We start from the raw sequence: 23387 nt of genomic DNA, 5'->3' as shown, positions 1-23387 counted from the left end.
GCAAGTATCCAGAGGCGGCTCCCTGGATGCAAATTGTGTTCATGCGACAAATACTTATAAAAAACATGCGCCCGCTGCCGGGCGCTTTTGCCTGCGCTGCGCCGTGGTGCACCCGCCCCGGCCAAAGCCGAGACTCGCCCCATGACGGCGCATTTTTAGCGCTCGAAGGCCCTGGGCGGCCAAGGGGTGTCGCCGCGACGGCGGCCTTCAACAGGCACAGGGCAAGGTCGGGGTTGGCGCGCCTGGCGCCTGGCTGCTCAGGGCAAAGCCTTCATCCAGCCAGCCGGTGATACCGCCGATCATTTCCTTGACCGGGTATTGCAGGGCCGCGAGCTTTACCGCGGCTTTGTTCGCGCCATTGCAGTGCGGGCCTGCGCAATACACCACGAACAGGCTGTCCCGCGGATAGTGTGCAAGGTGCTCGGCGGTGAGCAGGCGCACGGGAATATTGATCGCCCCCGGCACATGGCCCCGGGCAAAGGCGTCGGGGCCGCGCACGTCCACCAGGACAAAATCCACGGCACCGGCCTGCTGGCTGGAATAGACATCGGAGCAGTCGGTTTCAAAGCTCAGGCGGTTGGAAAAATGCATCAGGGCACGGGCGCACGGGGCGGCGGCGGTGCTGCGGACCAGGCTGGTCATGGGGCTCTCCAGGTATCAGGGTGGCGGTGAGCAGGACTTTATCCGCCCTGCCCCTACGGCTACAGTGGCGCTCAAGACAACGACTGGTAACTTTCCGCCAAATGCACAATCACCCTGGATTGGTGGCGATTCTCGCCTACGACGGCCTTTGCACCTTCGAGTTCGGCATCGCCGTGGAGATTTTCGGCCTGGCCCGGCCGGAGTTCGATTTCCCCTGGTACCGGCAAACCATCGCCGCCGTAGACCCCGGCCCGATGCGTGCCCTGGGCGGGATCCAGGTGCTGGCCGACGGTGGCCTGGAGCTGCTGGAGCAGGCGCGGACCATCATCGTTCCCGGCTGGCGCAGCCGCGAGCAGGCGCCGCCGCCGCGGTTGCTGGAAGCGCTGCGCCAGGCCCACCAACGCGGCGCGCGGCTGCTGTCGATCTGTTCCGGGGTATTCGTTCTGGCGGCGACCGGGCTGCTGGATGGTTGTAGCGCCACCACTCACTGGCGCTATGCCCGCGAGCTGGCCGAGGGGTTCCCGAATATCCGTGTGGACCCGGATGTGCTCTATGTCGATGCCGGGCAACTGATCACTTCCGCCGGCAGCGCCGCCGGTATCGATGCCTGCCTGCACCTGGTGGCCCGGGACTTCGGCACTCAGGTGGCCAACAGCGTGGCCCGACGCCTGGTGATGTCGCCGCAACGCACCGGCGGCCAGGCGCAGTTCATTCCCGCGCCGGTCAGCCGCACCCCGCGCAGCGACCTCTCGCGGCTCATGCAATGGGCCCGGGAGCGCCTGCATCAACCGTTGAGCGTGAGCGAACTGGCGGCCCAGGCGCTGATGAGCGAACGTACCTTCCTGCGGCGTTTCCACGACGCCACTGGCGCCTCGCCCAAGGCCTGGCTGCAGCATGAACGGCTGGCCCGGGCCAGGGAACTGCTGGAAAGCGGCAGCGAGAATACCGAAACCATTGCCCTGCGCTGCGGTTATCGCTCGGTGGAGAGCTTTCGCGTGGCCTTTCGCGGCCTGGTGGGCGTACCGCCGTCGGTGTACCGCGAACGCTTCGGCCGCGGCCGGGAAAGCGCCCCGCCACCGCGCCCGTAGGAGCCGGCTTGCCGGCGAAGGGGTCGACGCGGGTCCGGCGGGGCGTCAGTCCTCGGGCTTGCGCAGCAGGTAGGTGTCCATGATCCAGCCATGGGCCTGGCGGGCCTCGAGGCGGACCCGGCGGATCTCGTCGGCAACCTCGTCGAGACGCCCGGCAATGAGGATTTCAGCCGCCGTGCCCAGGTAGGCGCCCCAGTAGATGTCCAGGTCCTGGTTGCGCAGTTGCCGATAGGAATCCTCGGCATCGAGCATCACCACCAGGCTGTCGGCGGAGCCGGCCTGCCCCGCTGCCAGGCGGCGTCCGGTGGTGATTTCCACGGAGCGGCCAATACGGTTCAGCGGCACTTTGTGGCGGGCCGCCAGGGCCTGGACGCTGGTGATGCCAGGGATCACCTCGTACTCGAACGACGCCGTGCCGCTGGCGAGGATCCGTTGCAGGATACGCAGGGTGCTGTCGTACAGCGCCGGATCGCCCCAGGCCAGGAACGCCCCGGTCTGGCCCTCCTCCAGCTCCTGGTCGATCAGACGCTCGAAGACTTGCTGCTTCTCGCGGTTCAGGGCCTTAACGCTTGCCGGGTAATCCACTTCGCCACGCTCGCGCTCCGGGGTCCGTGCCTCGACGAAACGATAGGGGCGCTCGGTGAGGTAGCGCTCGCACAACTGGCGGCGCAGGTCGATCAGCGAATCCTTGCTCGGCCCCTTGTCCATCAGGAACACCACGTCGCAGCGGTTCAGCGCCTTGATCGCCTGGATGGTGATGTAGTCGGGGTGGCCGGCGCCGATGCCGATGACCAGGACGGTTTTCATGAAGGGATGCTCCCGCTGCTATGCCTGCGGGCCAGTATGGGCCGCTTCGGCCCCGGGAGAAATGCCGGCGCCGGACCTCAGGGACGACCGTCCAGGCGCAGGCGCCAGCACCCGGCGTGGCTCAGGTCCAGGCGCGACAGGGGCTCGATATCGATCAGATTGAAGCTGTGCAGTGGCGCCTGGAGCGCCTCGAGCATGGCCGCACGCATGACCCACGGGTGGGTCACCGCCAGCCAGTGCCCGGGCTGCTGCGCCAGTCGCTCCAGCCAGCGGGTCACGCGCTGGCACAGGTCGGCCACCGACTCGCCGCCCGGCGGGGCCTGGTGCGGGTCCGCCAGCCAGGCCTGAAGCGCCCGGGGTTGTTGCTCTTGCAGGGCATCGAGGGCCAGCCCCTGCCAGTCACCCAGGGCACAGTCGGCCAGGGCCGGTTCAACCTGATAATTGGGGCTGAACAGCGCGGCGGTCTGTCGGGTCCGCAGCTCTGGAGCGCACAGCACCCGGGTACTGCGCTTGAGCTCGGCGGCGCGGGAGGCCGCCTGGGCCTGCCAGTCCATCTCCAGCGGCTCGTCCAGGGGCAAGCGTGCCAGCTTCTGGGCGAGGGTACGGGCATGGCAGATCAGGGTCAGACGGGTGGCCTGCACGGGCAGCGCTCCGATGGATTGGCGACCGGGCATCCTACACCCATGGCGCCCGCGCGGGTTTAGCCGAAGCACCGTGGATGCGGCGGCTACGGGGGCCAGCGAGGCGCTCGCCAGTGAACCCGGCTGTTACCCAGGGTGCGTTCTCATGGATGACAGCAGGACGCCGGGTCAAGCTCCGCCCCAGAGCCTTTCGCCCTCATTGGAAAATTCACTGGACATGTAATGTTCATTACATAAATATCGCTTTCAGCTTTTTCTGAAACAAAAACTACACCCGGCCTGTCAATCATCCCGATGCCTTCTCTCAGAGACCTGATCACCGATCCTGCCCTCGACCTGACGCCCTCCGAGCGCAAGGTGGTGCGAGCCCTGCTCGACCACTATCCGCGCAGCGGCCTGGGCCCCATGTCGCGGCTGGCCGAGCACGCCGGGGTGAGCGACCCGACCATCGTGCGCCTGGTCAAGAAACTCGGTTTCAGCGGCTACGGCGAGTTCCAGGAAGCCCTGCTCAGTGACATGGATGACCGCCTGCGCTCGCCCAGCACCCTGCTCCACCCCAGGGCCCAGGTAGCCCGGGGCGACACCTGGGGACGCTACCTGGCCGACAGCCAGCGGGCCCTGCAGGACACCCAGGCGCTGACCCAGCCCGAGGACATCCGCGTGCTCATGGACTGGCTGCTGGACAGCCGGCACTCGGTGCATTGCTTCGGTGGACGCTTCAGCAGCTTCCTCGCCCAGTATCTGCTCAACCACCTGCGCCTGATGCGTCCGGGCTGCTTCTTTCTCGAAGACAACGCGCAACTGCCGGACCGCTTGTTCGACGTGCAGCGCCAGGACGTGGTGCTGCTGTTCGACTACCGCCGCTACCAGACCCAGGCCCTGCGCGTGGCCAATGCCGTCAAGGCACGCAACGCCCGGGTGGTGTTGTTCACCGATATCTACGCATCGCCGCTGCGCGAACTGGCGGACCTGGTCATCAGTGCCCCGGTGGAGTCGCTGTCGCCCTTCGACAGCCTGGTGCCGGCCCTGGCCCAGGTCGAGGCGCTGATCGCCTGCATGACCCCACGCAGTACCCATCTGGATCAACGCCTGGAGGGCATCGATGCCCTGCGGGCCGAATTCGCCACTCATGTGCTGGAGGAGAAATAAGGATGTTCAGCCTGCCCCATCGCTCGCCACGGGACCTGCCCTTCGTCGTCGACCACACCGCCCTGCTGCTGGTGGACATGCAACGGGCCTGGCTCGAGCCGCAGTTCGACCCGCACCTGCAAGGCCCCGAAGGCGAGGCGTTCCTCAAGCGCGCCCGGGAGCAAGTGATCCCCAACCAGCAGAAGCTCCTGGCCGCGGTGCGCGAGGCTCGGCAGAACGTGCTGCACACCATCATCGAGAGCCTCACCGCCGACGGCCGTGATCGCTCCCTGGACCACAAGCTGTCGGACATGCACCTGCCCAAGGGCAGCCCGCAAGCGGCGATCATCGCCGAGCTCGAGCCAGTGGAAAACGAGATCGTGCTGCCCAAGACCTCGTCCGGCGTCTTCAACTCCACCAACATCGACTACGTGCTGCGCAACCTGGAGACGCGCCACCTGATCGTCGCCGGGATCGTCACCGACCAGTGCGTGGACATGGCGGTACGCGATGCCGCCGACCGCGGCTACCTGGTGACCCTGGTGGAAGACGCCTGCGCCACCTACAGCGATGCCCGGCACCAGGCCTGCCTCAATGCGATCAAGGGCTACTGCTGGATCACCGACACCGCCACCGTGCTCGGGCGCCTGCGGGAGATCCGCGGATGAGCCGGAGCCAGGACATCGAGGCCCTGAGCCCGGTGGCGATGACCAGCATCGTCACCACCGACCTGATCGGCGTCACTCGCGGACGCTCGTTTCCCAGCGACGAGCTGGAGCACTACCGGCTCGGCGGTTGTGGCTGGGTGCCGGCCAACAGCGCGCTGACACCCCAGGACCTGATCGCCGAGGACAATCCCTGGGGCGCCTATGGCGACCTGCGGTTGATTCCCGCCCTGGACAGCCGGGTCAGCGTCGGTGCCGGGCCCGATGCCTCGGCGCCGCCGTTGGACTTCGTCCACGCCGATATCCGCGAGACCGATGGCCAGCCCTGGGCCGCCTGCCCGCGCACCCTGCTGCGCAACGAGCTGGAGGCCTACCAGGCCCTGGGCATCCAGGTCACCGCGGCGTTCGAGCATGAGTTCAACCTCGACACCGGTGACGAGCAGGCCGAACACCTGGCGTTCTCGCTGCAGGCCCAGCGCCAGGGCGCGAGCTTCGGCGGCTGGTTGCTGGCGGCATTGCGCGCCGCCGGGGTCGAGCCGGAAATGTTCCTGCCCGAATACGGCAAGCACCAGTACGAGGTCACCTGCCGCCCGACCCAGGGCCTGGCCGCCGCCGACCGCGCGGTGAACGTGCGCGAGATCACCCGCGAGATCGCCCGGCAGTTGGGGCAGCGGGTCAGCTTCGCGCCCAAGACCGCCGAGAACGCGGTGTGCAACGGCGTGCACCTGCACCTGAGCCTGCAGGACCTGGACGGCACCCCGCTGCTCTACGATCCGCAAGCGGTGAGCGGCGACGACCTTTCGCGCCTGGGCCAGCACTGGGCCGCCGGAGTGCTCAAGCACCTGCCGGCGCTGTGCGCCTTCACCGCGCCAACACCGATTTCCTATGCGCGCCTGCAACCCCATCACTGGAGCGCCTCCTATGCCTGCCTGGGCCTGCGCAACCGCGAAGCCTCGCTGCGCATCTGCCCCACCGTGACCATCGGTGGCAAGCCTGAAGCGTCGCAATACAACCTGGAATTCCGCGCCCTGGATGCCACCGCTTCGCCGCACCTGGCCATGGCCGTGGTGCTGATGGCCGGCCGCCTGGGCATCGAGCAGCGACTGGCGCTCAATGCGGTGACCGACAAGGTCCCCGATGAACTGAGCGCCGAACAGCGCCGGGCCAGCGGCATCGTGCCACTGCCCGGCAACCTGCCCCAGGCCCTGGATTGCCTGCGCGAGAACCGCGAGTTGCGACAACTGCTGCCGCAGGCGCTGCTGGATACCTATTTCGCCGTCAAGCAAAAGGAAATGTCACTGACCGAGCACCTGAACGCCGCCCAACTCTGTGAGCACTATGGACACCTGTACTAAATCCGCCGAGCTGGGACTCTATACCGAGCCGGCCTATCGCCTGTTCCGGGAAGACTCCGAGCATCCGCTGATCCTGGTGTGCGAACACGCCAGCCCCTACATTCCGCCAGCCCTGAACGACCTGGGGCTGGACCCGGTGGCGGCCCGCGAGCATATCGCCTGGGACCCGGGCGCCCTGGAGCTGGCCCAGAGCCTGTCCCAGACCCTGGGCGCGACCCTGATCGCGGCCAACTACTCGCGCTTGCTGGTGGACCTCAACCGGCCACGGCATGCCCCCGACAGCATTCCGTTGCAGAGCGAGATCTACCAGGTGCCGGGCAACCAGCACCTGGACGAAGCGACCCGCGAGTACCGGCGCCAGCAGTTGTTCACGCCATTCCACCAGCGCTTGCAGCGGATCATCGACCGGCGCCTGGCCCAGGGCCGCGAAGTGCGGGTGGTGGGCATCCACAGTTTCACCCCGGTGTACTACGGCCAGCCGCGGGACCTGGAAATCGGCGTGCTCTATGGCAACGCCACCGCCTATGCCGCCCGGGTCCTGGAAGGCTTGTGGGCCCTGCCGCTGAAAGTGGCCGGCAACCAGCCTTATGAAATCGATCCGTTGAGCGATATGACGGTACCGGTGCACGGCGATGCCCGGGGCCTGGAGTCGGTGTTGATCGAGGTGCGCAACGACCTGCTGCGCACCCCGCAGGCGGTACAGCACTGGAGCGATTGCCTGGCGCCGTTGCTGTAGTGCCTCAAGAGCACCGAGGCTCATCCAAGAACGCTGTTCGCAGGACTGCAATAACCAACAGAAAAACCGCCGTGGTGTGTCTTTGATCCTGCCAGGTTCAAACACCGGCCCGCGGCCCAAGCGTCAATGACGACGCACGCCGCGGGCTTTGCCCCTATTGGCTACAAGGAGAAGTGCTTCATGGAGATTGAAGAATTCGGCTACAAACAGGAGCTCAAGCGCGGGCTGAACCTGCGCGACCTGGTGGTCTACGGGATGATCTTCATGATCCCCATCGCCCCGTTCGGGGTCTACGGCTACGTCAACCAGGAGGCTCCGGGCATGGTGCCCCTGGCCTACATCATCGGCATGGTGGCGATGGTCTTCACCGCCCTGAGCTACGGCGCCATGGCCCGCGCCTTTCCCATCGCCGGCTCGGTTTATTCCTATGCCCAACGCGGGCTCAACCCCCATGTGGGTTTCCTCGCCGGCTGGCTGATGCTCCTGGACTACCTGCTGATCCCGCCGCTGCTCTATGTCTACGCGGCCATGGCGCTCAACCACCTGTACCCGCAAGTGCCCAAGGTCGGCTTCATCCTGGCGTTCCTGGTCAGCGCCACCTTCGTCAACCTGCGCGGCATCACCTTCACCGCGCGGATGAACATCCTGTTCCTGCTGGCGCAACTGGTGGTCCTGGGGATCTTCCTGTTCCATGCCTGGAACGCCCTGCACGGCGGCACCGGCCACGGCGAGCTGACCCTGGCGCCCTTGTACAGCCCGGACAATTTCCACTTCGGCATGCTGATGCAGGGCGTGTCCATCGCCGTGCTGTCGTTCCTGGGATTCGACGCCATCTCGACCCTGGCCGAAGAGGTCAAGGGCGATCCCGGGCGTAGCGTCGGCCGGGCAGCCTTGATCACCCTGGTGGTGATGGGCGCGATCTTCGTGGCGCAGACCTGGATCGCCACCGACCTGGCAGCGGGCATGGGCTTCAAGTCCGCCGACACCGCCTTCTACGAGATTGCCGAACTGGCAGCCGGCAGCTGGCTGGCGACCCTCACCGGGGTCGCCACGGCACTGGCCTGGGGCGTGGCGGTGGCCATCACCTCGCAGGCCGCCGTGTCGCGCCTGCTGTTCGGCATGGCCCGCGACGGCAAGCTGCCCAAGGTGCTGGCCAAGGTCCATGCCAGGCACAACACCCCGCACATCAGCATCTACCTGGTGGCGCTGCTGTCGCTGGTGATCTGCTACCTGTTCATCGACTCGGTGGACACCCTCACCTCGCTGGTCAACTTCGGCGCCCTGAGCGGCTTCATGCTGCTGCACATCACCGTGATCAATTTCTACTGGCGCCGGCAGAAGTCCGGCCAGGTGCTGCGCCACCTGGTCTGCCCGTCGATCGGTTTCGTGATCGTCTGCGCCATCATGTACAACATGGGCGTGGATGCGCAGAAACTTGGCGCGATCTGGGTGGTCGCAGGATTGGTATACCTGTTTGTGCTCAACCGGCTGGGCAATGGTGCCGCCCTGCCGGATCCGCTCAAGCCATAGTGAACGCGGCGCGTTGCCCCACCGGGTGACGCGTCGTCCCGGCACGGCCATCAAGAGCAGTCCGGGAACCGGCCGCAAGATGCCGCGGCCGGGGACAATGCGTGGTAATCGACAGTGATGTCTGGCCGCCCGGCCCTGGGTCGGCGGCCCTTGATACAGGAGTGCATCCATGCTGGCCTTGCGCCCCGTGGCGTTATCCGACCTGCCCCAACTGCGGCGCCTGGCCCGCGGACGCCTGCTGGGCATCACCTCGCTGGTGGACGACGAAACCTGCCTGCGGGAAAAGATCCTCGACTCCCTGGCCTCCTTCGCCAAGGCCGAGGCCGACCAGGGACCGGAGAACTATTTCTTCGTCCTCGAAGACCCCGCCACCGGCGAGCTGCATGGCTGCTCCGACATCCTGGCCACGGCCGGTTTCAGCGAACCGTTCTACAGCCTGCGCAACCGCCCGTTCATCAGCAGCTCGCGGGAGCTGGACATCCAGCACGGGGTCCCTACCCTGTCGCTGTGCCACGACCTGAGCGAACAGACCCTGCTGCGCAGCTTCCACATCGACACTGCGCTGGCCGGCACGCCCCTGGCGCAACTGACCTCCCGGGCCCGCTTGCTGTTCATCGCCGCCCACCCCCAGCGTTTCGCCGACAGCTGCATCAGCGAAATCGTCGGCTACAGCGACGCCAAGGGCCAATCGCCGTTCTGGGAAGCGGTGGGCCAGCATTTCTTCGACTTGCCCTATATCGAGGCCGAACGCCTGTGCGCCCTGCAGGGGCGCGGGTTCCTGGTCGAGCTGATGCCCCAGTACCCGATCTACATCCCGATGCTGGCGCAGGCGGCCCAGGACTGCATCGGCCGCATCCATCCCGACGCCCGGGAAGCCTGCGACATCCTGGTGGACGAAGGTTTCGCCCCGACCCAGTACGTCGACCTGTTCGATGCCGGGCCGACCCTGCAAGCGCGCACCAACGAACTGCGCTCGATCATCCAGAGCCGGATCGCCACCAGCTACTTCGCCGTGCAGAGCGGCCGGGGCCGCCCATGGCTGTTGAGCAACGACCGCCTGCAAGGTTTCCGCGCCATCGTCGCGCTGCTCGACGAAGCTCCCGAGGAGCGTATCGGCCTGGACCAGGAGATGTTCCAGGCCTTGCAACTGGAGCCCGGCGCTGCCGTGCGGAGCATTGCGCTATGACCCCTTGTCGACTCGCAACCGTGCCATTGCCAGGAGCCCGTGCATGATCGTGCGCCCGATTCGCGTCTCCGACCTGCCCGCGCTGCTGCGCCTGCTGGGTGGCAGCCAGCGAGAACTGGACAACCTCAGCACCGACCCCGAGCGCCTGGACCAGCGGGTGCGCTGGGCCCAACGCACGTTCGCCGGCCAGGTGGAACGCGCCGACGCCGACTACCTGTTCGTGCTGGAAGATGACGAGCAGCAGGTGATCGGCATCTGTGGCTTGAGCGGTGCCATCGGCCTGCGCGAGCCCTGCTACAACTACCGGCTCGGCGTCACCCGTGGCAGCGCCCCGGGACTGGGTATCGAGAAACAGATCCCGACCCTGTTCTTGAGCAACGACATGGCCGGGCAATCCCAGCTGTGCTCGCTGTTCCTGCGCCACGACCTGCGCCAGGGCTATACCGGGCGCCTGCTGTCCACGGCGCGTTTGCTGTTCGTCGCCGAGTACCCGGCGCTGTTCGGCGAGAAGCTGGTGGCGGAGTTGCGCGGCCAGGTCGACAACCAGGGCTGCTCGCCGTTCTGGGACAGCTTGGGGCGGCATTTTTTCAAGATGGATTTCCAGCAGGCCAATCGCCTGTCCAGCCATGGCGGCAAGTCATCCATCGCCGAGCTGATGCCGCGCCAACCGCTCTATACCTGCCTGCTCAGCCCCCAGGCCCAGGCGGCCATTGGCCAGGCCCACGCCAGTACCGAGCAGGCGGTGGGCATCCTGCGCGATGAAGGTTTCAGCCACCAGGGCTGCATCGATGTGTTCGACGGTGGCCCGCTGATCGAGGCCGAAGTGGCGAAGATCCGCAGCGTGCGTGAAAGCCAGGTCCTGCCGTTGCTGGTGGGCAACCCGGACGAGCAGGCGCCGATGTGGCTGATCCACAACCGGCGCCTGGAGAGCTGCCGCATCACCGCCGCGCCCGGGCGCCTGGTGGCCGGCTGCCTGCTGGTGGACCGCCAGGCCACCAAGCGCCTGCAACTGCAACCCGGTGACTCGGTGCGTGCGGTGCCATTGCTGGCCTGCCCCGCCGATGCCGGTGGCCAGGCCCAGGTACGCACCGCCCCCGCCACCGCCTGGTAACGCCGGGCAAACCCGCTGGGTGTAGCCGCTGCCGCCCGCTGCGCACGGCCGCGCAGCGGGCGCAACCTTGCTAACGCCACAATTGAAGGCCCTGCGGGCCTTGGCGCAGCTTCGCAGGCTCAACAGCGGCTACGGGAGCGGGGCTGGGCTCGGCGATCAGGGTGTGACTGCGCAGCGGGCGCGATCGTGGCAGCCACAGGATTGACGAACGGCCGGACGGATGTTCAGATGCCGCCCTGTTTCAGGTGCCTCACGCCGCCGTGCGTGAGGTGAAACGGGAAACCGGTGCGCCCCCAGGGGCAAGTCCGGTGCTGCCCCCGCAACGGTAAGCGAGTGCTGCATTCAACACGCCACTGTACCCAAGGTATGGGAAGGCGAATGCAGCCAGCCTCGCAAGCCCGGAGACCGGCCTGAAGCATCTGTTTGGCAATCCTGCGGTGGGCGGGCATGGGCCGGTGTGGGCGCGTGCGCGTGCCTGCCACCTTCTCCCTGCGTGCTTCCCGAAGACACTTTCGAGAAGACCAACAATGACAACAACAGACACTTCCCTTGCGCGCGACTGGCGCGCTCCGCGCCGTTCCATGGGCGGCGCCCTGCTCGGCTGCCTGTTCAGCCCCTGGCTGCTGGCGGACGACACCTCCCTGAAGCTCGACCAGCAATTCGTGTCCGCCCCGTCGGTGGAGTCCACCACCGTGGCCGAGATGGCCAAGTACGGCAGCAAGGTGGAGATCATCGATCGCCAGCAGATCGAACGCGCCGGTCCCAGCAGCGACATCACCCGGGTCCTGCAAATGTACGTGCCGGGCCTCTATGTGGCGCCCAAGAACGGCCCCTTCGACTACGGCACCTATTCGCTGCTGGGCGGGCGCAACGATGACACACTGATCCTGCTCGATGGCGTGCGCTTGAACAACCGCCTGTACGGCGGCCTGTACCTGGACACCCTGCCAGCCAACGCCATCGAGCGCATCGAAGTGCTCAAGGGCGGCCAGAGCCTGCTGTTCGGCACCCAGGCGGTGTCCGGGGTGATCAACATCGTCACCCGCAGCCCGCAGAGCCGTGATGCCTCCGGCGAAGTCAACCTGGGCCTGGACAGCTTCATGGGCAGGAGCGGCGATGCCCGGGTGGAGCGCATCGTCAGCAACGGCCTGGGCGACCTCGGCTTGCTGGCCTATGTCAGCCACAACGTTTCCGACGGCTACCAGCCGTTTCGCAACAGCGCCTACAACACTAGCACCAAGGACAAGAAGCGCTCCTATGAGGTGACCACCTTCGGCGCCAAGGCGATCCAGGGGTTCGGCGACGACTCGCGCCTGGAGTTGTTCTACCAGTACACCGACGCCAACCTGGATTTCGCCCGCGCCGCGAACAACAAGCAGACCACCAACGACCGGGTCCAGCAGATCGCCACCGCCACCTTCGAGCAACGCCTGGGCGAGCGCTTCAGCTACTTCGTCAAGGGCCATGTCAACGATTGGGACACGCGCTACACCCGTATCAACAGCAACGATGATGGCGGCATCAAGGTCATCAACCACAACGACTACTGGGGCTTCACCGACTGGGGCGTGCAAGCCGAGGGCAAGGCCGAGCTGGACGGCGGCCATGTGCTGGTGTTCGGCACCGACAACCAGTGGTTCAAGGGCCAGGACGACGTACTCAAGATCGACGACAACAAGGCCCAGGCCAACGCCCTGTATACCCAGTTGCGCCCGGTGTTCGAAGCCCTGCCGGACTGGCACCCGAGCATCGGCGTGCGCCACGAGAAAATCAGCGGCGGCGAGAGCGCCACGGTGGGCATGCTCACCTCGCTGTACGACCTCACGCCCAACTGGCAACTGCGCGGCCAGTACGGCAATGCCTTCAAGCTGCCCAACGCCGAGCAGCTGTTCGCCAACGAACCCAATGAAAAAGGCAACCGCCACCTCAAGCCGGAAAAGAGCGTCAACGCCGAACTGGGCCTGGACTACAAAGGCAGCCTGCTAGCCGGAGAGTTCAATGCCAGCGTCACCGCCTACCGGCGCAAGATCGACGACCTGATTGCCCTGGACGGTATCAATTTCGTCAACGGTGACAGCCAGGTCAGGGTCCGGGGCATCGAGGTGGATGGACGCTGGCAGTTCAGCCCGCAATGGAACCTGTCCGCCGACATGACCCGCAACCTGGTCGAATCACGCCACGTGACCCTGAGCAACATCCCCGGGTTCTTCGCCCGCTCGCGCCTGGGCTTCGAATCGCAGGATCGTATGTGGGGCGTGGGCGGCGCGATCCGTTATATCGGCCAGGTCGAGAGTTCGAAGAAAGTGGACTACGGCCATTACTCGGTGGTGGATGCCGATGCCTATCGCTACCTCGACACGGCCCAGCAGCATCGCCTGAGCCTGCTGGTGGAGAACCTGTTCGACCGCGACTACACCACCAGCATGACCAGCGACAGGCCGGCGCTGGACAACCTGGGGCGCCCCTTCACCACCGAAGTGCGCTACACCTACCGCTTCTGAGGCCGACCGACATGCATGAACACTATCAACGGGTGTTGTTCGTCGGTCCCGGCCTGCTGGGTGGCGCCCTCGGCCAGGCCTTCTGTCGCGAGCTCGAAGGCCTGCGCGACGACAGCGTCGAGACCCGGGTGATCGATACCCTGGATGGCTTCGACAGTCTCTGGGCGGCCCTGGACGAAACGCTGGCCAAGGCTGGCGCGGCGTTGCTGGTGGTGGACCTGGAGCCCAGCTCCGACAGCGCCTACCTGGACTGGCTGCGCGATGAGCTGGGACGCCGCGCCCGTGCCCACTCCCAGGCGCCACGGCTGTGGGTCACCGCCCAGGCCCTGGGGCGCCGGGGGCTGGATGCGGCCCTGGCCTGGGCCAGCATCGCCCAGCGCGAACGCCACCTGCCATGCGATCAGGTCAACCCGGTGGCCAGCGATCCGGACTGGTCGCAGGTGCCGCCCCACGCCCGCCAGGTATTGCTCTGCACCGGCCCGCGCTGCGTCCGGCGTGGCGCCCTGCCCTTGTGGAAGACCCTGCGTCGCGAGCTGCTGCGCCTTGACCTCATGGAGAAGCCCGGGGGCGTGCTGCTGACCCGCACCGCCTGCCAGTTCCCCTGCAACCTGGGACCGGTACTCACCGTGCACCCGGATGGCTGCTGGTACCGGGTCGAGAACGACAGCCAGGTGCTGCAACTGGTGGAGGGGCACCTGCTGGCCGGAGAGCCCGTCGCCCAGTTGCAGATCGCCACCCCTTATGGAGTACCCACCGATGCCTAGGACGGCCCGGGCCAAGTGCCTGGCCATCTTGCTGTGGCTGGCCAGTGGGCCGGTCCTGGCCGGCAGCTACGAAAACTGCGGTAACAGCTGGCCCAGCCCCGGCACGCCGCAGCGCATCGTCGCCCTCAACCAGCACAGCGCCGACCTGCTGCTGGCCCTGGGCGCCGGGCCGGCGCTGATCGGCGTCGCCTACCTGGACGACGATGGCCGGGCCATGGACCAGGGGCAGTACCACGGGGTGCCGGTGATCGCCCGCCAGTATCCGTCGGCCGAGGTGCTGTACAGCCTCAAGCCCGACCTGGTGGTGGGCGGTTTCGCCTCGGCCTTCCCCAACAACTTCAGCTCGCGCGAGCGCCTGGGCGCCATCGGCATCGGCAGCTACCTGCTGGAATCGGCCTGCGCCGGGCATGACGAGGACTACTTCGGGCACATCCGCCGCGACCTGCTGACCCTGGGCCAGTTGTTGGGCAAGCCGGAACGGGCCCGGCAGTTGATCGTCCAGATGGATACCGACCTCGCCTCGGCCCGGGCCCTGTACCAGGATCAACCCCAGCCGTCGGTGTTCTACCTGGACAGCGAGGTCAACGGCCTGGCCAGCCAGGGTCGGCGCGGTTTTGTCGGGGTATTGCTGCAAGCCGCCGGGGCGCGCAACAGCTTCGCCGCCATCGACCGCCCGCGCCTGGTGGTGGACAGCGAGACCCTGCTGGCCAACGACCCGGACGTGATGCTGCTGGCCGATGCCCTGTGGTCGCCGGCCGCGCGCAAGCGCCGCCTGCTACAGGGCGATCCGGTGCTGTCGCGACTGCGGGCAGTGCGCGAGCAACGCCTGATCGACATCCCCTTCACCCAGCTGGTCCCCGGTATCGCCAGCGCCCGCACCGCCCTGGAACTGGCCCGGCGCCTGCATCCGCCGCAGGATTGAACGCACAGCGAGAGCGGCCCTGCTTCGTGTAGATACCGTCTTGTCGGTTACCGCGCAAGCGCCCATTTCGGGTCATCAGGATGGCCCGACTTGAGCACGCCAAATACGATGTGCAGCTTCGCACAGGCCCTGTTTTACCAGCCTCGGCGCGAGTCTTCGGGAATACTTGGCGATAACCGCGCCGCGCTCGATAAGCACTTTCCTGGTCGTGGCGCGCTCTTGGCCTACCCCACTGCCGACGCCCGGCCCTGGTGCCATGCATTCGTTTGCAGAATGAAGTTCAGAGGAACTTTCGTTTGTCAGCCCTGGCGGCGCTGCGCAGAATCGAGGCCGACCCGCTCCACCCACGCCTCGATCCATTGCCACAGGAACCTTGTCCATGAGCCACCAGCGCTTCGTCAGTCCTGACCTGATCCGCCAGGGATTTTCCCGGGCCATGTCGGATATGTACCGCGAGGAGGTGCCGTTGTACGGCGACCTGATGCAACTGGTGGCCCAGGTCAACGCCCAGGTGCTGGAGCAACAACCGGCCATTGCCCGGCACCTGCGACACACCGGCGAATTGCAGCGCCTGGACCTGGAGCGCCATGGTGCGATCCGCGTCGGCACCGCCGCCGAACTGGCGACCCTGGCGCGCCTGTTCGCCGTGATGGGCATGCAGCCGGTGGGCTACTACGACCTCACCCCCGCCGGGGTGCCGGTGCATTCCACGGCGTTTCGCGCGGTGCATGAACAGGCCCTGCAGGTCAGCCCGTTCCGGGTCTTCACCTCGCTGCTGCGCCTGGAGCTGATCGACAACCCCGAACTGCGCGCATTCGCCGAGCAGGTGCTGGCCCGGCGCACGATCTTCACCCCCCGGGTGCTGGAGCTGATCCATCAGGCCGAGGATCAGGGCGGCCTGGCCGCCGACGCCGCCGAGGAGTTCATCCAGCAAGCCCTGGAGACCTTCCGCTGGCACCACCACGCCACGGTCAGCGCCGCCCAGTACGCCAACCTCAGTGCCCAGCACCGGCTGATCGCCGACGTGGTGGCGTTCAAGGGCCCGCACATCAACCACCTGACCCCGCGCACCCTGGACATCGATGAAGTGCAGCGGTTGATGCCCGCGCATGGCATCACTCCCAAGGCGGTGATCGAGGGCCCGCCGCGCCGCGCTTGCCCGATCCTGCTGCGCCAGACCAGCTTCAAGGCCCTGGAGGAAAGCGTCGCCTTCACCGACCAGGTGCACAACCAGGGCAGCCACAGCGCCCGCTTCGGCGAGATCGAACAGCGTGGTGCGGCCCTCACGCCCAAAGGCCGAGCCCTCTACGACCGCCTGTTGAATGCCGCCCGCGACGAGCTCGGCGACTTCCCCAACGAAGCCAATGCCCGGCGCTACAACCAGCTGATGCAGCAGCACTTCGCCGAGTTTCCCGACGACCACGACGCCATGCGCCAACAGGGCCTGGCCTATTTCCGTTATTTCACCCGCGAAGCCGGGCTCGCCGCCCGCACCGAGCCCGGTCGCCCGACCACGGTGCAAGCGCTACTGGCCGCCGGGCACCTGGGCTGCGAGCCCCTGGTGTACGAAGACTTTTTGCCGGTCAGCGCTGCCGGGATCTTCCAGTCCAACCTCGGCGACGACAGCCAGAGCCATTACGCCGGGCGCTCCAACCGCCAGGTATTCGAAGCGGCCCTGGGCCGGCCGACCCTCGACGAGTTGCAGCTGTACGCCCAGACCCAGCAACGCTCCCTGGAGCAGTGCGCCGAAGCCCTGGGCCTGCCCGCCCTGTAAGCGCAAGAATCCATGGCCGGGAAACGGCGGTAAGGCTATCCTGCCGCCATTTGCGCCACCTGCCGGTGGCGTCTTCCAGGGATGGTTCCATGAAATTCAGCACCGGCCTGCTGTTCTGCGCCGCACTGGGCCTGGCCTCGGCCAGCCATGGCGAACAAATCGTCAACGACATCACCCAGCTCAATCCCATCGTGGTGGACCAGGTGGCACAGCCCACTCGCCTGGAGCAGATCGTCCAGCTGGTGGCCAATCACCCCGGGCCCATCGCCATCGGCGGCGGCCGCTACAGCATGGGTGGGCAGACCGCCACCGAGCACGCGCTGCAGATCGACATGCGGCGCTTCGACCAGGTCCTGGCGTTCTCCCGCGAGCGCAAGGAAATCACGGTCCAGGCCGGTATCACCTGGCGTGCCCTGCAAGACTTCATCGACCCTTACGACCTGTCCGTGAGCATCATGCAGAGCTACGCCAACTTCACCGTCGGCGGCGCCCTGAGCGTCAACGCCCATGGCCGCTACATCGGCCATGGGCCACTGGTGAGCTCGGTGAAGTCGATCAAGCTGGTGCTGGCCGACGGCCAGGTGATCGAGGCCAGCCCGCAAAACAATGCCGAGCTGTTCTACGGCGCCATCGGCGGCTATGGCGGCCTGGGGGTGATCGTCGAAGCCACCTTGCAGTTGAGCGACAACCAGCGCCTGCTGCGGACCTTCGAAGAAATGCCCCTGCAGCGCTACAACGACTATTTCTTCCAGCACATCGCCAATGATCCCCAGGTGATCCTGCACAACGCCGTGCTCTACCCCAACCAGTACCAGCACCTGCGCGCGGTGTCCTACCGCCAGACCGAGCTGCCGGTGACGGTCGAGGAACGCCTCACGCCCCTGGACCGCAACTACTGGAAGGAACGCCGGGCCATGAAGGTGGTGAGCCAATGGCCCATGGGCAAGTCGATCCGCGAGGAGGTGATCGACCCGCTGGTGTTCAAGGACAAGCAAGTGGTCTGGCGCAACTACGAGGCCAGCCTCGACGTGCGCGAACTGGAGCCGGCATCCCGGGCCAGGCGCACCTACGTGTTGCAGGAGTACTTCGTGCCCCCTGGGCAGTTGCAAGGCTTCGTCGAGGACATGGGCGAGACCCTGCGCCGGCACAAGGTCAATGTGATCAACCTGTCCATCCGCCACGCCAAGGCCGATCCCGGTACGCTGCTGGCCTGGGCCCGGACCGAAGTGTTCGCCCTGGTGCTGTACTACCAGCAAGACACCCGCCCGGCCGCCCGCGATGAGGTGCGCCAGTGGACCCGGTCCCTGGTGGACAGCGCCATCCGCCACGGCGGCAGCTACTACCTGCCCTACCAGATCCTGGCCACGCCTGAGCAGTTCCACGCGGCCTATCCCCGGGCCAACGAGTTCTTCGCCCTCAAGGCGCGGGTCGATCCGCACAACAAGTTCCGCAACAAGCTGTGGGATGCCTATGCCCCACAGCCCCCGAACCCAAAACCCTCGGAGCGCTAGCGAGCGATGGACTTCTGCGAGACCAGGACCTTGCGCTGTTGCAGGTAGATCACCGCATCGCCATCAAAAGCCAGCACCTTGTCGGCGGTCAGCGGGCCGCCGTCGCCATCTTCGTAGCGCACCCAGCCTTCATCCCACAGGTCGCCGCTGGCATGGCGCACCTGGACGAAGAACAGCGGCGGCTCGGCACGGGTGATCTCGACGAAATAACCGCCAAACGAAAACCGTCGCGTGCCTTGCCAGCCAGCGCCGCCTGCGGCAGCCTTGCCGCCACTCATCTCCCGGCCTGTGGAAACCCTGCCCATGCGCATCACCCTGACCGCCCTGCATCCTGAAATGCCCGATGGCCCGTGGGTCGGTTTCAGTTGCGCCGAGGGCAACGGACGCGGCCAGTGGTCGGGGCCGCTTCCGCCCTTGGCCAGCGAGCACGAGGTGGAGCTCGCCCTGGAGGATGACTTCCAGTGGAACCACAACCTGCGCGCGAGCCCCAGCAGCGCCCCCTGCATGGACTGGAGCACCGATGGCTTGCGGATCAACGCGCAGTTGTTGCAGGTGGACAGCGATGGCGGCGCAGTGCTGGCTATCGGCGGGTCCATCGTCCTGCTGTCGTTGCAGGGCGCATCGCAAGACGGCCCGCAATGGGTCGAGCTGCAGGCCCGCCAGGTGGCACTGTACCCGGTGGCCCTCTGACTGGGGCACGCAAGACGACGACCCTCGATGAGGGTGGAGCGCTGAGTAAAGAGAGTGTGAAGCGATGTGCGCAGGGCGCGGATCAGGAGGAGGTGTTCGCCCAGTGCTCTGGCCTTGGCAATCCTTGCACCGGTAAAGAGCCCTTGCACCGGGCGAACGGTTCGCATTCTAGTGCAATTGCCAGGGAAAGTCCGAGGACTGATTCTGAATAAAACTGGATTGATGAATTATCTGCATTTCAAGCAGGAAGTTTCATACGCCCAGGCCACTCCTGGCGCTACGCGGGCCGTGCCACGGGCCCCTGGCCGACCGTTCGCCATTAATGCACCAGGCACTCATCGGCCACCGGGTACTTGACCACGACCCGGTTGCGATACAGGCACTCCTGCCGCACCAACTCGGAATCCTGGCCCTTGGTGCGGATGTCGCGCCAGATCTGGTTCTCGCGCAGCACCCGCCCACCCTCGCGGACGAAACGGTGCTCCCGCTGATAGACGTGGTAGCGGTAGCTGCGCGGTTGCTCGCACAACAGCTCGCCCTCGAGCTGGTGCGCGCCGACGTGCAGCTTGAGCTGGAAGGCGTGCGGCCCGGGGTTGTGCAGCACCAGGTCGATGTAGTTGTAGAAGATCGCCGCGCCGGAGCCGAAAGGCAGCACCCGGCCCTCGTCGGGAAACGGGTCGAAGCTGTGGTTGGCCCGCTCCACCACTTGCAACGGCGAGTGGATCGCCATCCAGTGGATCAGGTTGCTCAGCTGGCAGATGCCCCCGCCGATACCGCTGCGCGCCTCGCCGAACGACAGCTCCATGCCCTCGACGAACCCCCGCGCGCGACTGGGCCGCCCCACCAGCTGGCAGAAGGAAAAGTACTCCCCCGGACCGATGCGCACCCCATCGATACAGGCCACCGCCAGCCTGAGGTTGATCACCTTGTTGTGCTGCAGGGCCAGGTCGCAATCGCCCAATGTGCGGATCAGCTTGGAGGTGTGCTTGATGTAGCGATAAGGCAAACGCGGGCTGTCGGCTACGGGCCGCGCATAACGCCGGCCGGAAAAACGCCAGGCCAGGCTGCGTGCCAGGCGCTTCTGGCGCACGCGCAACCAGTACAGCAGCGGGTGATACGAAGACAACGGCTTCATCGATGGGTATGGGCCAGCCCAGGGCCGGCTTCGTCCTTGAAAAAAAGAGCGGCATCTTAGCCGCAAGTCCGCCGCCCCACTAGCCGCAAGCCCGGCCTCTAGGCGCCACCCTGCCCCAGCAATTGGCTCAAGGCAGCACGCAGCTTGCCCGGCTTCACCGGCTTGTTGAGCAGCGGCGCGCCCAATTGCTGCAAGGCCCGCCGGCACTGGTCGCTGCGGTCGGCGGTGATGATCACCGCCGGCAGTGACAGGCCGAAGTGCTCGCGCAACTGGCGCACCACCTCGCACCCGGTGATGCCGTGATCCAGGTGGAAGTCCGCCAGGATCAACTCCGGCGCCTGGCCCTGCAACGCCTCCAGGGCCGCCGCCTGGTCAGTGGCGGTGACGACCTGACAGCCCCACTGCCCCAGCAACGCGGCCATGCTGTCCAGGATGCTCAGCTCATTGTCCAGCACCAGCAGCCGGCGCCCGGGCAGCGGGTTGCCGGTGCTCGGTTGCGGCGCTTGCTGGCCGATGGGCAGCGGCACCCGGGCGGCCAGGGGCACCTCGATGCTGAACCGCGAACCACGGCCCGGGCGCGAATGCACCTGCACCGGGTAACCGAGGATGCGGGCGATGCGCTCGACGATCGCCAGCCCCAGGCCGACCCCCTTGCGGTCGGCGGCACGGCCCACGTCCAGCTGGTTGAACTCGAGGAAGATCGACTCCAGGCGGTCGGCGGCAATCCCGCGCCCGGTGTCCCAGATCTCCAGCCGCAGGTGCTGGCCCCGGCGCCGCGCAGCCAGCAGGATGCTGCCGCGCTCGGTGTAGCGGCAGGCATTGCTCAACAAATTGCGCAGGATCCGCGTCAGCAACCGCAGGTCGGTGAACAGCGCATGGTCCCCCAGGCGCACCCGCAGCTCCAGGCCCGCGGCCTCGGCGACCGATTGGAACTCGGACACCAGCGGCGCGAGGATTTCATCCAGCCGATAAGTCGCCGGATCGGGCTTGACCGCGGCCTGGTCCAGGCGGGAAATATCCAGCAGATCGGTGAGCAGGTCCTCGGCGCCCTCCAGGGCCTGGTGGGTGCGCTCCACCAGCAGTTGCTCGGCACTGGGCAACTGGCGCTCGCGCAGGGTGGAGATCAGCAAGCGCGCGGCATTCAAGGGTTGCAGCAGGTCGTGGCTGGCGGCGGCCAGGTACTTGTCCTTGCTGCGGTTGGCGGCTTCGGCGGCATCCCGGGCCTCTCGCGCTTCCCGCTCGCTGCGCTCGCGCCGCTGGATCTGCTGTTGCAACGCGCGGTTGGCCTCCAGCAATTCATCGGTGCGCGCGGCCACCCGTTGCTCGAGCTGGTCATTGAGTTGCTCCAGGCGTTGCTGGGCCAGCTTGCGCTCGGTGATATCGGCGACGAAGCCCTCCACCAGCCCGGCTTCATCGGGCTTGAGCAGCAGGTTCATCAACACGTCGATGCTGCTGCCGTCCTTGCGTCGCAGCTGGGTCTCGTAGCCCAGCAGGCTGCGCTCGCGCTGCAACTGCTCGCCGATGGCCTCCAGCTCCTGGGCGCCGCCGACGAACAGGTTGCCGGCCAGGTCGGCCAGGGAAAACAGCACTTGCTGGGGGTCCTGGTAACCCAGCATGCGCGCCAGGGCCGGGTTGGCGGCGCGCATGCCGGCCTGCAGGCTGGCCTGGAAGATCCCGTGCACGGCGTGCTCGAACAGCCACTTGTAGCGGTTGCGCTCGGTTTCCAGGTCTTCCAGGCGTGCGGCCAGCTCCGGGTAGTGGCTCTTGCGCGCCGAGTGATTGCCCAGGCCCAGCAGCCCGGCCAGGGCCCGTTGCTGCTCGTCAGAGGGCCTCGCCATAGACCACCTCGACATCGCGCAGGCTCGACTCCCGGGGATTGGTGAGGATGCACGGGTCGTCCATCGCATGGCGCGACAGGAACGGGATATCGCTGCTGCTGACCCCATGCAGGCCCAGGGTCTCGTGGAAGCCGATGGCCTGCTTGAGCGCGATCAGGTGGTCCACCAGGCGCCGGCAGATCTGCTGCTGGTTGAGGCCGCGACAGTCGATGCCGAACGTCTCGGCGATCACCTTGAAACGCTCCGGCGCCGAGCTGTAGTTGAACGCCACCACGTGCTCCACCAGCACCGCGTTGCACAGCCCGTGGGGCAGGTCGAGGAAGCCGCCGAGGCTGTGGGACATGGCATGTACCGCACCGAGGATCGCATTGGAAAACGCCAGCCCGGCCTGCATGCTGCCGAGCATGATCTTCTCGCGCAGGGCGATGTCCTGCGGATTGGCGATCATCTGCACCAGGTTGCCGTTGATCAGGCGCATGGCCTCCAGGGCGTGGGGATCGGTGAGCGGGCCGTGGCCGGTGGAGACGAACGCCTCGATGGCGTGCACCAGGGCGTCGATGCCGGTGCAGGCGGAAAGGAACGGGTCCATGCCCAGGGTGGTTTGCGGGTCGATCAGCGACACATCGGGAACCACCGCCTTGCTGACGATGGAAAACTTCATCCGTTCCTGCTGGTTGGAAATGATGACGAACTGCGAGACATCCGCCGAGGTCCCGGCGGTGGTGGGAATCATGATCAGCGGCGGGCTGGGCATGCGGAGCATGTCCACCCCTTCGAACTCCAGGATGCTGCGCCCGTGGGCCACCACGATGCCGATACCCTTGCCGCAGTCCATGGGACTGCCGCCACCGACGGCGACGATCACGTCGCAGGCGTTTTCCCGGTAGACCTCGGCGCCCTGCATCACCTCCTCCACCCGCGGGTTGGGCGACACCGCGCTGTACAGGCAGTGCTCCACGCCCTGGGCCTGGAGGCTGGCCTGGACATCGGCGACCCAGCCGGCGGCGATCACCCCGGGGTCGCTGACCACCAGGACCTTGCGCGCGCCGAAGGTCTTCGCATAGTTGCCGACGTTATGCCGGCAACCGGCGCCGAAGATGATTTCCGGGGAGACGAACTTGCGCAGCAGACTGAGATTCTGGCCCATGGCAAAAGCCTGTTTTCTTATTGTTCTGGAAAGAACGCCAGCCTAAAGCATCGCCGGACGAATGCAATCCGACCATGGTGTACCTCGCCTCGTGGGTGGGCGGACGCTGCCGCAGGCTCCGGCACGGGTCGCCCGATCAGGTTGTACGATCGGCCGGGTGCACCGCGGCGCCTGGTTGGCGGGCGCTGCGCACCCGGTCGCAGCCTCGCGGGCTCG

At 66.6% G+C, this 23387-nt stretch carries 21 protein-coding genes and 1 riboswitch; of the genes, 14 read left to right on the top strand and 7 right to left on the bottom strand.

Annotated elements, in window-relative coordinates; genetic code table 11:
* Positions 1-207: 207 nt before the first annotated feature.
* Positions 208-642 (bottom strand): rhodanese-like domain-containing protein, encoded by a 435-nt coding sequence (locus ACK6AU_RS25510; RefSeq protein ID WP_409302167.1) that lies wholly within the window; start codon positions 640-642, stop codon positions 208-210.
* Between the two features lie 101 nt (positions 643-743).
* Between ACK6AU_RS25510 and ftrA the strand changes: the two genes are divergently transcribed.
* Entirely contained in the window at positions 744-1730 is a 987-nt protein-coding gene (ftrA, locus tag ACK6AU_RS25505; protein WP_409302165.1) for a transcriptional regulator FtrA, read from the top strand.
* 45 nt (positions 1731-1775) lie between these two features.
* Here ftrA and cobF read toward each other — a convergent pair whose 3' ends face one another.
* Together cobF and ACK6AU_RS25495 are read right to left on the bottom strand one after the other, a co-directional pair.
* Complete coding sequence (gene cobF, locus ACK6AU_RS25500; protein WP_409302163.1) at positions 1776-2537, bottom strand: precorrin-6A synthase (deacetylating); 762 nt, start codon at positions 2535-2537, stop codon at positions 1776-1778.
* Positions 2538-2614: 77 nt separating this feature from the next.
* The gene (locus ACK6AU_RS25495) at positions 2615-3178 is read right to left on the bottom strand and encodes a histidine phosphatase family protein (RefSeq protein WP_409302161.1); all 564 of its coding nucleotides are present in this window, start codon (positions 3176-3178) and stop codon (positions 2615-2617) included.
* A 294-nt stretch (positions 3179-3472) separates the two neighbouring features.
* Between ACK6AU_RS25495 and ACK6AU_RS25490 the strand changes: the two genes are divergently transcribed.
* The 12 genes from ACK6AU_RS25490 (at position 3473) to ACK6AU_RS25435 (ending at position 18361) form a co-directional block, all read left to right on the top strand.
* Positions 3473-4327 carry a MurR/RpiR family transcriptional regulator gene (locus tag ACK6AU_RS25490; RefSeq protein WP_185701050.1) on the top strand — a complete coding sequence of 285 codons (855 nt, stop codon included), beginning with the start codon at positions 3473-3475 and terminating at the stop codon, positions 4325-4327.
* Between the two features lie 2 nt (positions 4328-4329).
* Positions 4330-4974: an isochorismatase family cysteine hydrolase gene (locus ACK6AU_RS25485; protein WP_185701049.1), complete on the top strand. Its 645-nt coding sequence runs from the start codon at positions 4330-4332 to the stop codon at positions 4972-4974.
* Positions 4971-6326: a glutamine synthetase gene (locus tag ACK6AU_RS25480; protein WP_409302158.1), complete on the top strand. Its 1356-nt coding sequence runs from the start codon at positions 4971-4973 to the stop codon at positions 6324-6326. Before ACK6AU_RS25485 ends, ACK6AU_RS25480 begins: the two co-directional genes overlap by 4 nt.
* Complete coding sequence (locus ACK6AU_RS25475; RefSeq protein ID WP_409302156.1) at positions 6310-7062, top strand: N-formylglutamate amidohydrolase; 753 nt, start codon at positions 6310-6312, stop codon at positions 7060-7062. The genes ACK6AU_RS25480 and ACK6AU_RS25475 overlap by 17 nt, the downstream gene beginning before the upstream one ends.
* Positions 7063-7242: 180 nt before the next feature.
* A complete protein-coding gene (locus tag ACK6AU_RS25470; protein ID WP_185701046.1) occupies positions 7243-8592 on the top strand; it encodes an APC family permease in 1350 nt (449 codons plus the stop codon).
* 169 nt (positions 8593-8761) lie between these two features.
* Complete coding sequence (locus ACK6AU_RS25465) at positions 8762-9778, top strand: arginine N-succinyltransferase (protein ID WP_409302154.1); 1017 nt, start codon at positions 8762-8764, stop codon at positions 9776-9778.
* 43 nt (positions 9779-9821) lie between these two features.
* Entirely contained in the window at positions 9822-10889 is a 1068-nt protein-coding gene (locus tag ACK6AU_RS25460; protein WP_185701044.1) for an arginine N-succinyltransferase, read from the top strand.
* Between the two features lie 226 nt (positions 10890-11115).
* Positions 11116-11318, top strand: a riboswitch (cobalamin riboswitch).
* A gap of 152 nt (positions 11319-11470) precedes the next feature.
* A complete protein-coding gene (locus tag ACK6AU_RS25455) occupies positions 11471-13390 on the top strand; it encodes a TonB-dependent receptor plug domain-containing protein (protein WP_409302169.1) in 1920 nt (639 codons plus the stop codon).
* A gap of 11 nt (positions 13391-13401) precedes the next feature.
* Positions 13402-14154: a ferredoxin gene (locus ACK6AU_RS25450; protein WP_185702201.1), complete on the top strand. Its 753-nt coding sequence runs from the start codon at positions 13402-13404 to the stop codon at positions 14152-14154.
* Positions 14147-15076, top strand: coding sequence for an ABC transporter substrate-binding protein (locus ACK6AU_RS25445; RefSeq protein WP_409302151.1), 930 nt, complete (start codon positions 14147-14149; stop codon positions 15074-15076). The genes ACK6AU_RS25450 and ACK6AU_RS25445 overlap by 8 nt, the downstream gene beginning before the upstream one ends.
* Positions 15077-15455: 379 nt before the next feature.
* Positions 15456-16850, top strand: coding sequence for a VOC family protein (locus ACK6AU_RS25440; RefSeq protein WP_409302149.1), 1395 nt, complete (start codon positions 15456-15458; stop codon positions 16848-16850).
* Positions 16851-16939: 89 nt separating this feature from the next.
* Positions 16940-18361: an FAD-dependent oxidoreductase gene (locus ACK6AU_RS25435; protein WP_409302147.1), complete on the top strand. Its 1422-nt coding sequence runs from the start codon at positions 16940-16942 to the stop codon at positions 18359-18361.
* Here ACK6AU_RS25435 and ACK6AU_RS25430 read toward each other — a convergent pair.
* Positions 18358-18666 (bottom strand): hypothetical protein, encoded by a 309-nt coding sequence (locus ACK6AU_RS25430; RefSeq protein ID WP_260498136.1) that lies wholly within the window; start codon positions 18664-18666, stop codon positions 18358-18360. The two genes, ACK6AU_RS25435 and ACK6AU_RS25430, sit on opposite strands and share 4 nt — an antisense overlap.
* On the opposite strand from ACK6AU_RS25430, the gene ACK6AU_RS25425 reads away from it, so the two are divergent.
* Entirely contained in the window at positions 18665-19051 is a 387-nt protein-coding gene (locus ACK6AU_RS25425; RefSeq protein ID WP_185702197.1) for a hypothetical protein, read from the top strand. The two genes, ACK6AU_RS25430 and ACK6AU_RS25425, sit on opposite strands and share 2 nt — an antisense overlap.
* A gap of 319 nt (positions 19052-19370) precedes the next feature.
* On the opposite strand, the gene ACK6AU_RS25420 is transcribed toward ACK6AU_RS25425, so the two are convergent.
* The 3 genes from ACK6AU_RS25420 to ercA all read right to left on the bottom strand — a co-directional run bounded on the left by ACK6AU_RS25420 (position 19371) and on the right by ercA (position 23171).
* The gene (locus tag ACK6AU_RS25420; RefSeq protein ID WP_409302144.1) at positions 19371-20186 is read right to left on the bottom strand and encodes a VanW family protein; all 816 of its coding nucleotides are present in this window, start codon (positions 20184-20186) and stop codon (positions 19371-19373) included.
* A gap of 98 nt (positions 20187-20284) precedes the next feature.
* Entirely contained in the window at positions 20285-22024 is a 1740-nt protein-coding gene (locus ACK6AU_RS25415; RefSeq protein WP_409302142.1) for a NahK/ErcS family hybrid sensor histidine kinase/response regulator, read from the bottom strand.
* Positions 22008-23171: an alcohol dehydrogenase-like regulatory protein ErcA gene (gene ercA / locus ACK6AU_RS25410; RefSeq protein WP_409302140.1), complete on the bottom strand. Its 1164-nt coding sequence runs from the start codon at positions 23169-23171 to the stop codon at positions 22008-22010. Before ercA ends, ACK6AU_RS25415 begins: the two co-directional genes overlap by 17 nt.
* Positions 23172-23387 lie beyond the last annotated feature (216 nt).

It is taken from the genome of Pseudomonas sp. KCJK8993 (genome assembly GCF_046230915.1).
Lineage (GTDB): Bacteria > Pseudomonadota > Gammaproteobacteria > Pseudomonadales > Pseudomonadaceae > Aquipseudomonas > Aquipseudomonas piscis.
This window is presented reverse-complemented; position numbering and strand designations above follow the sequence as displayed.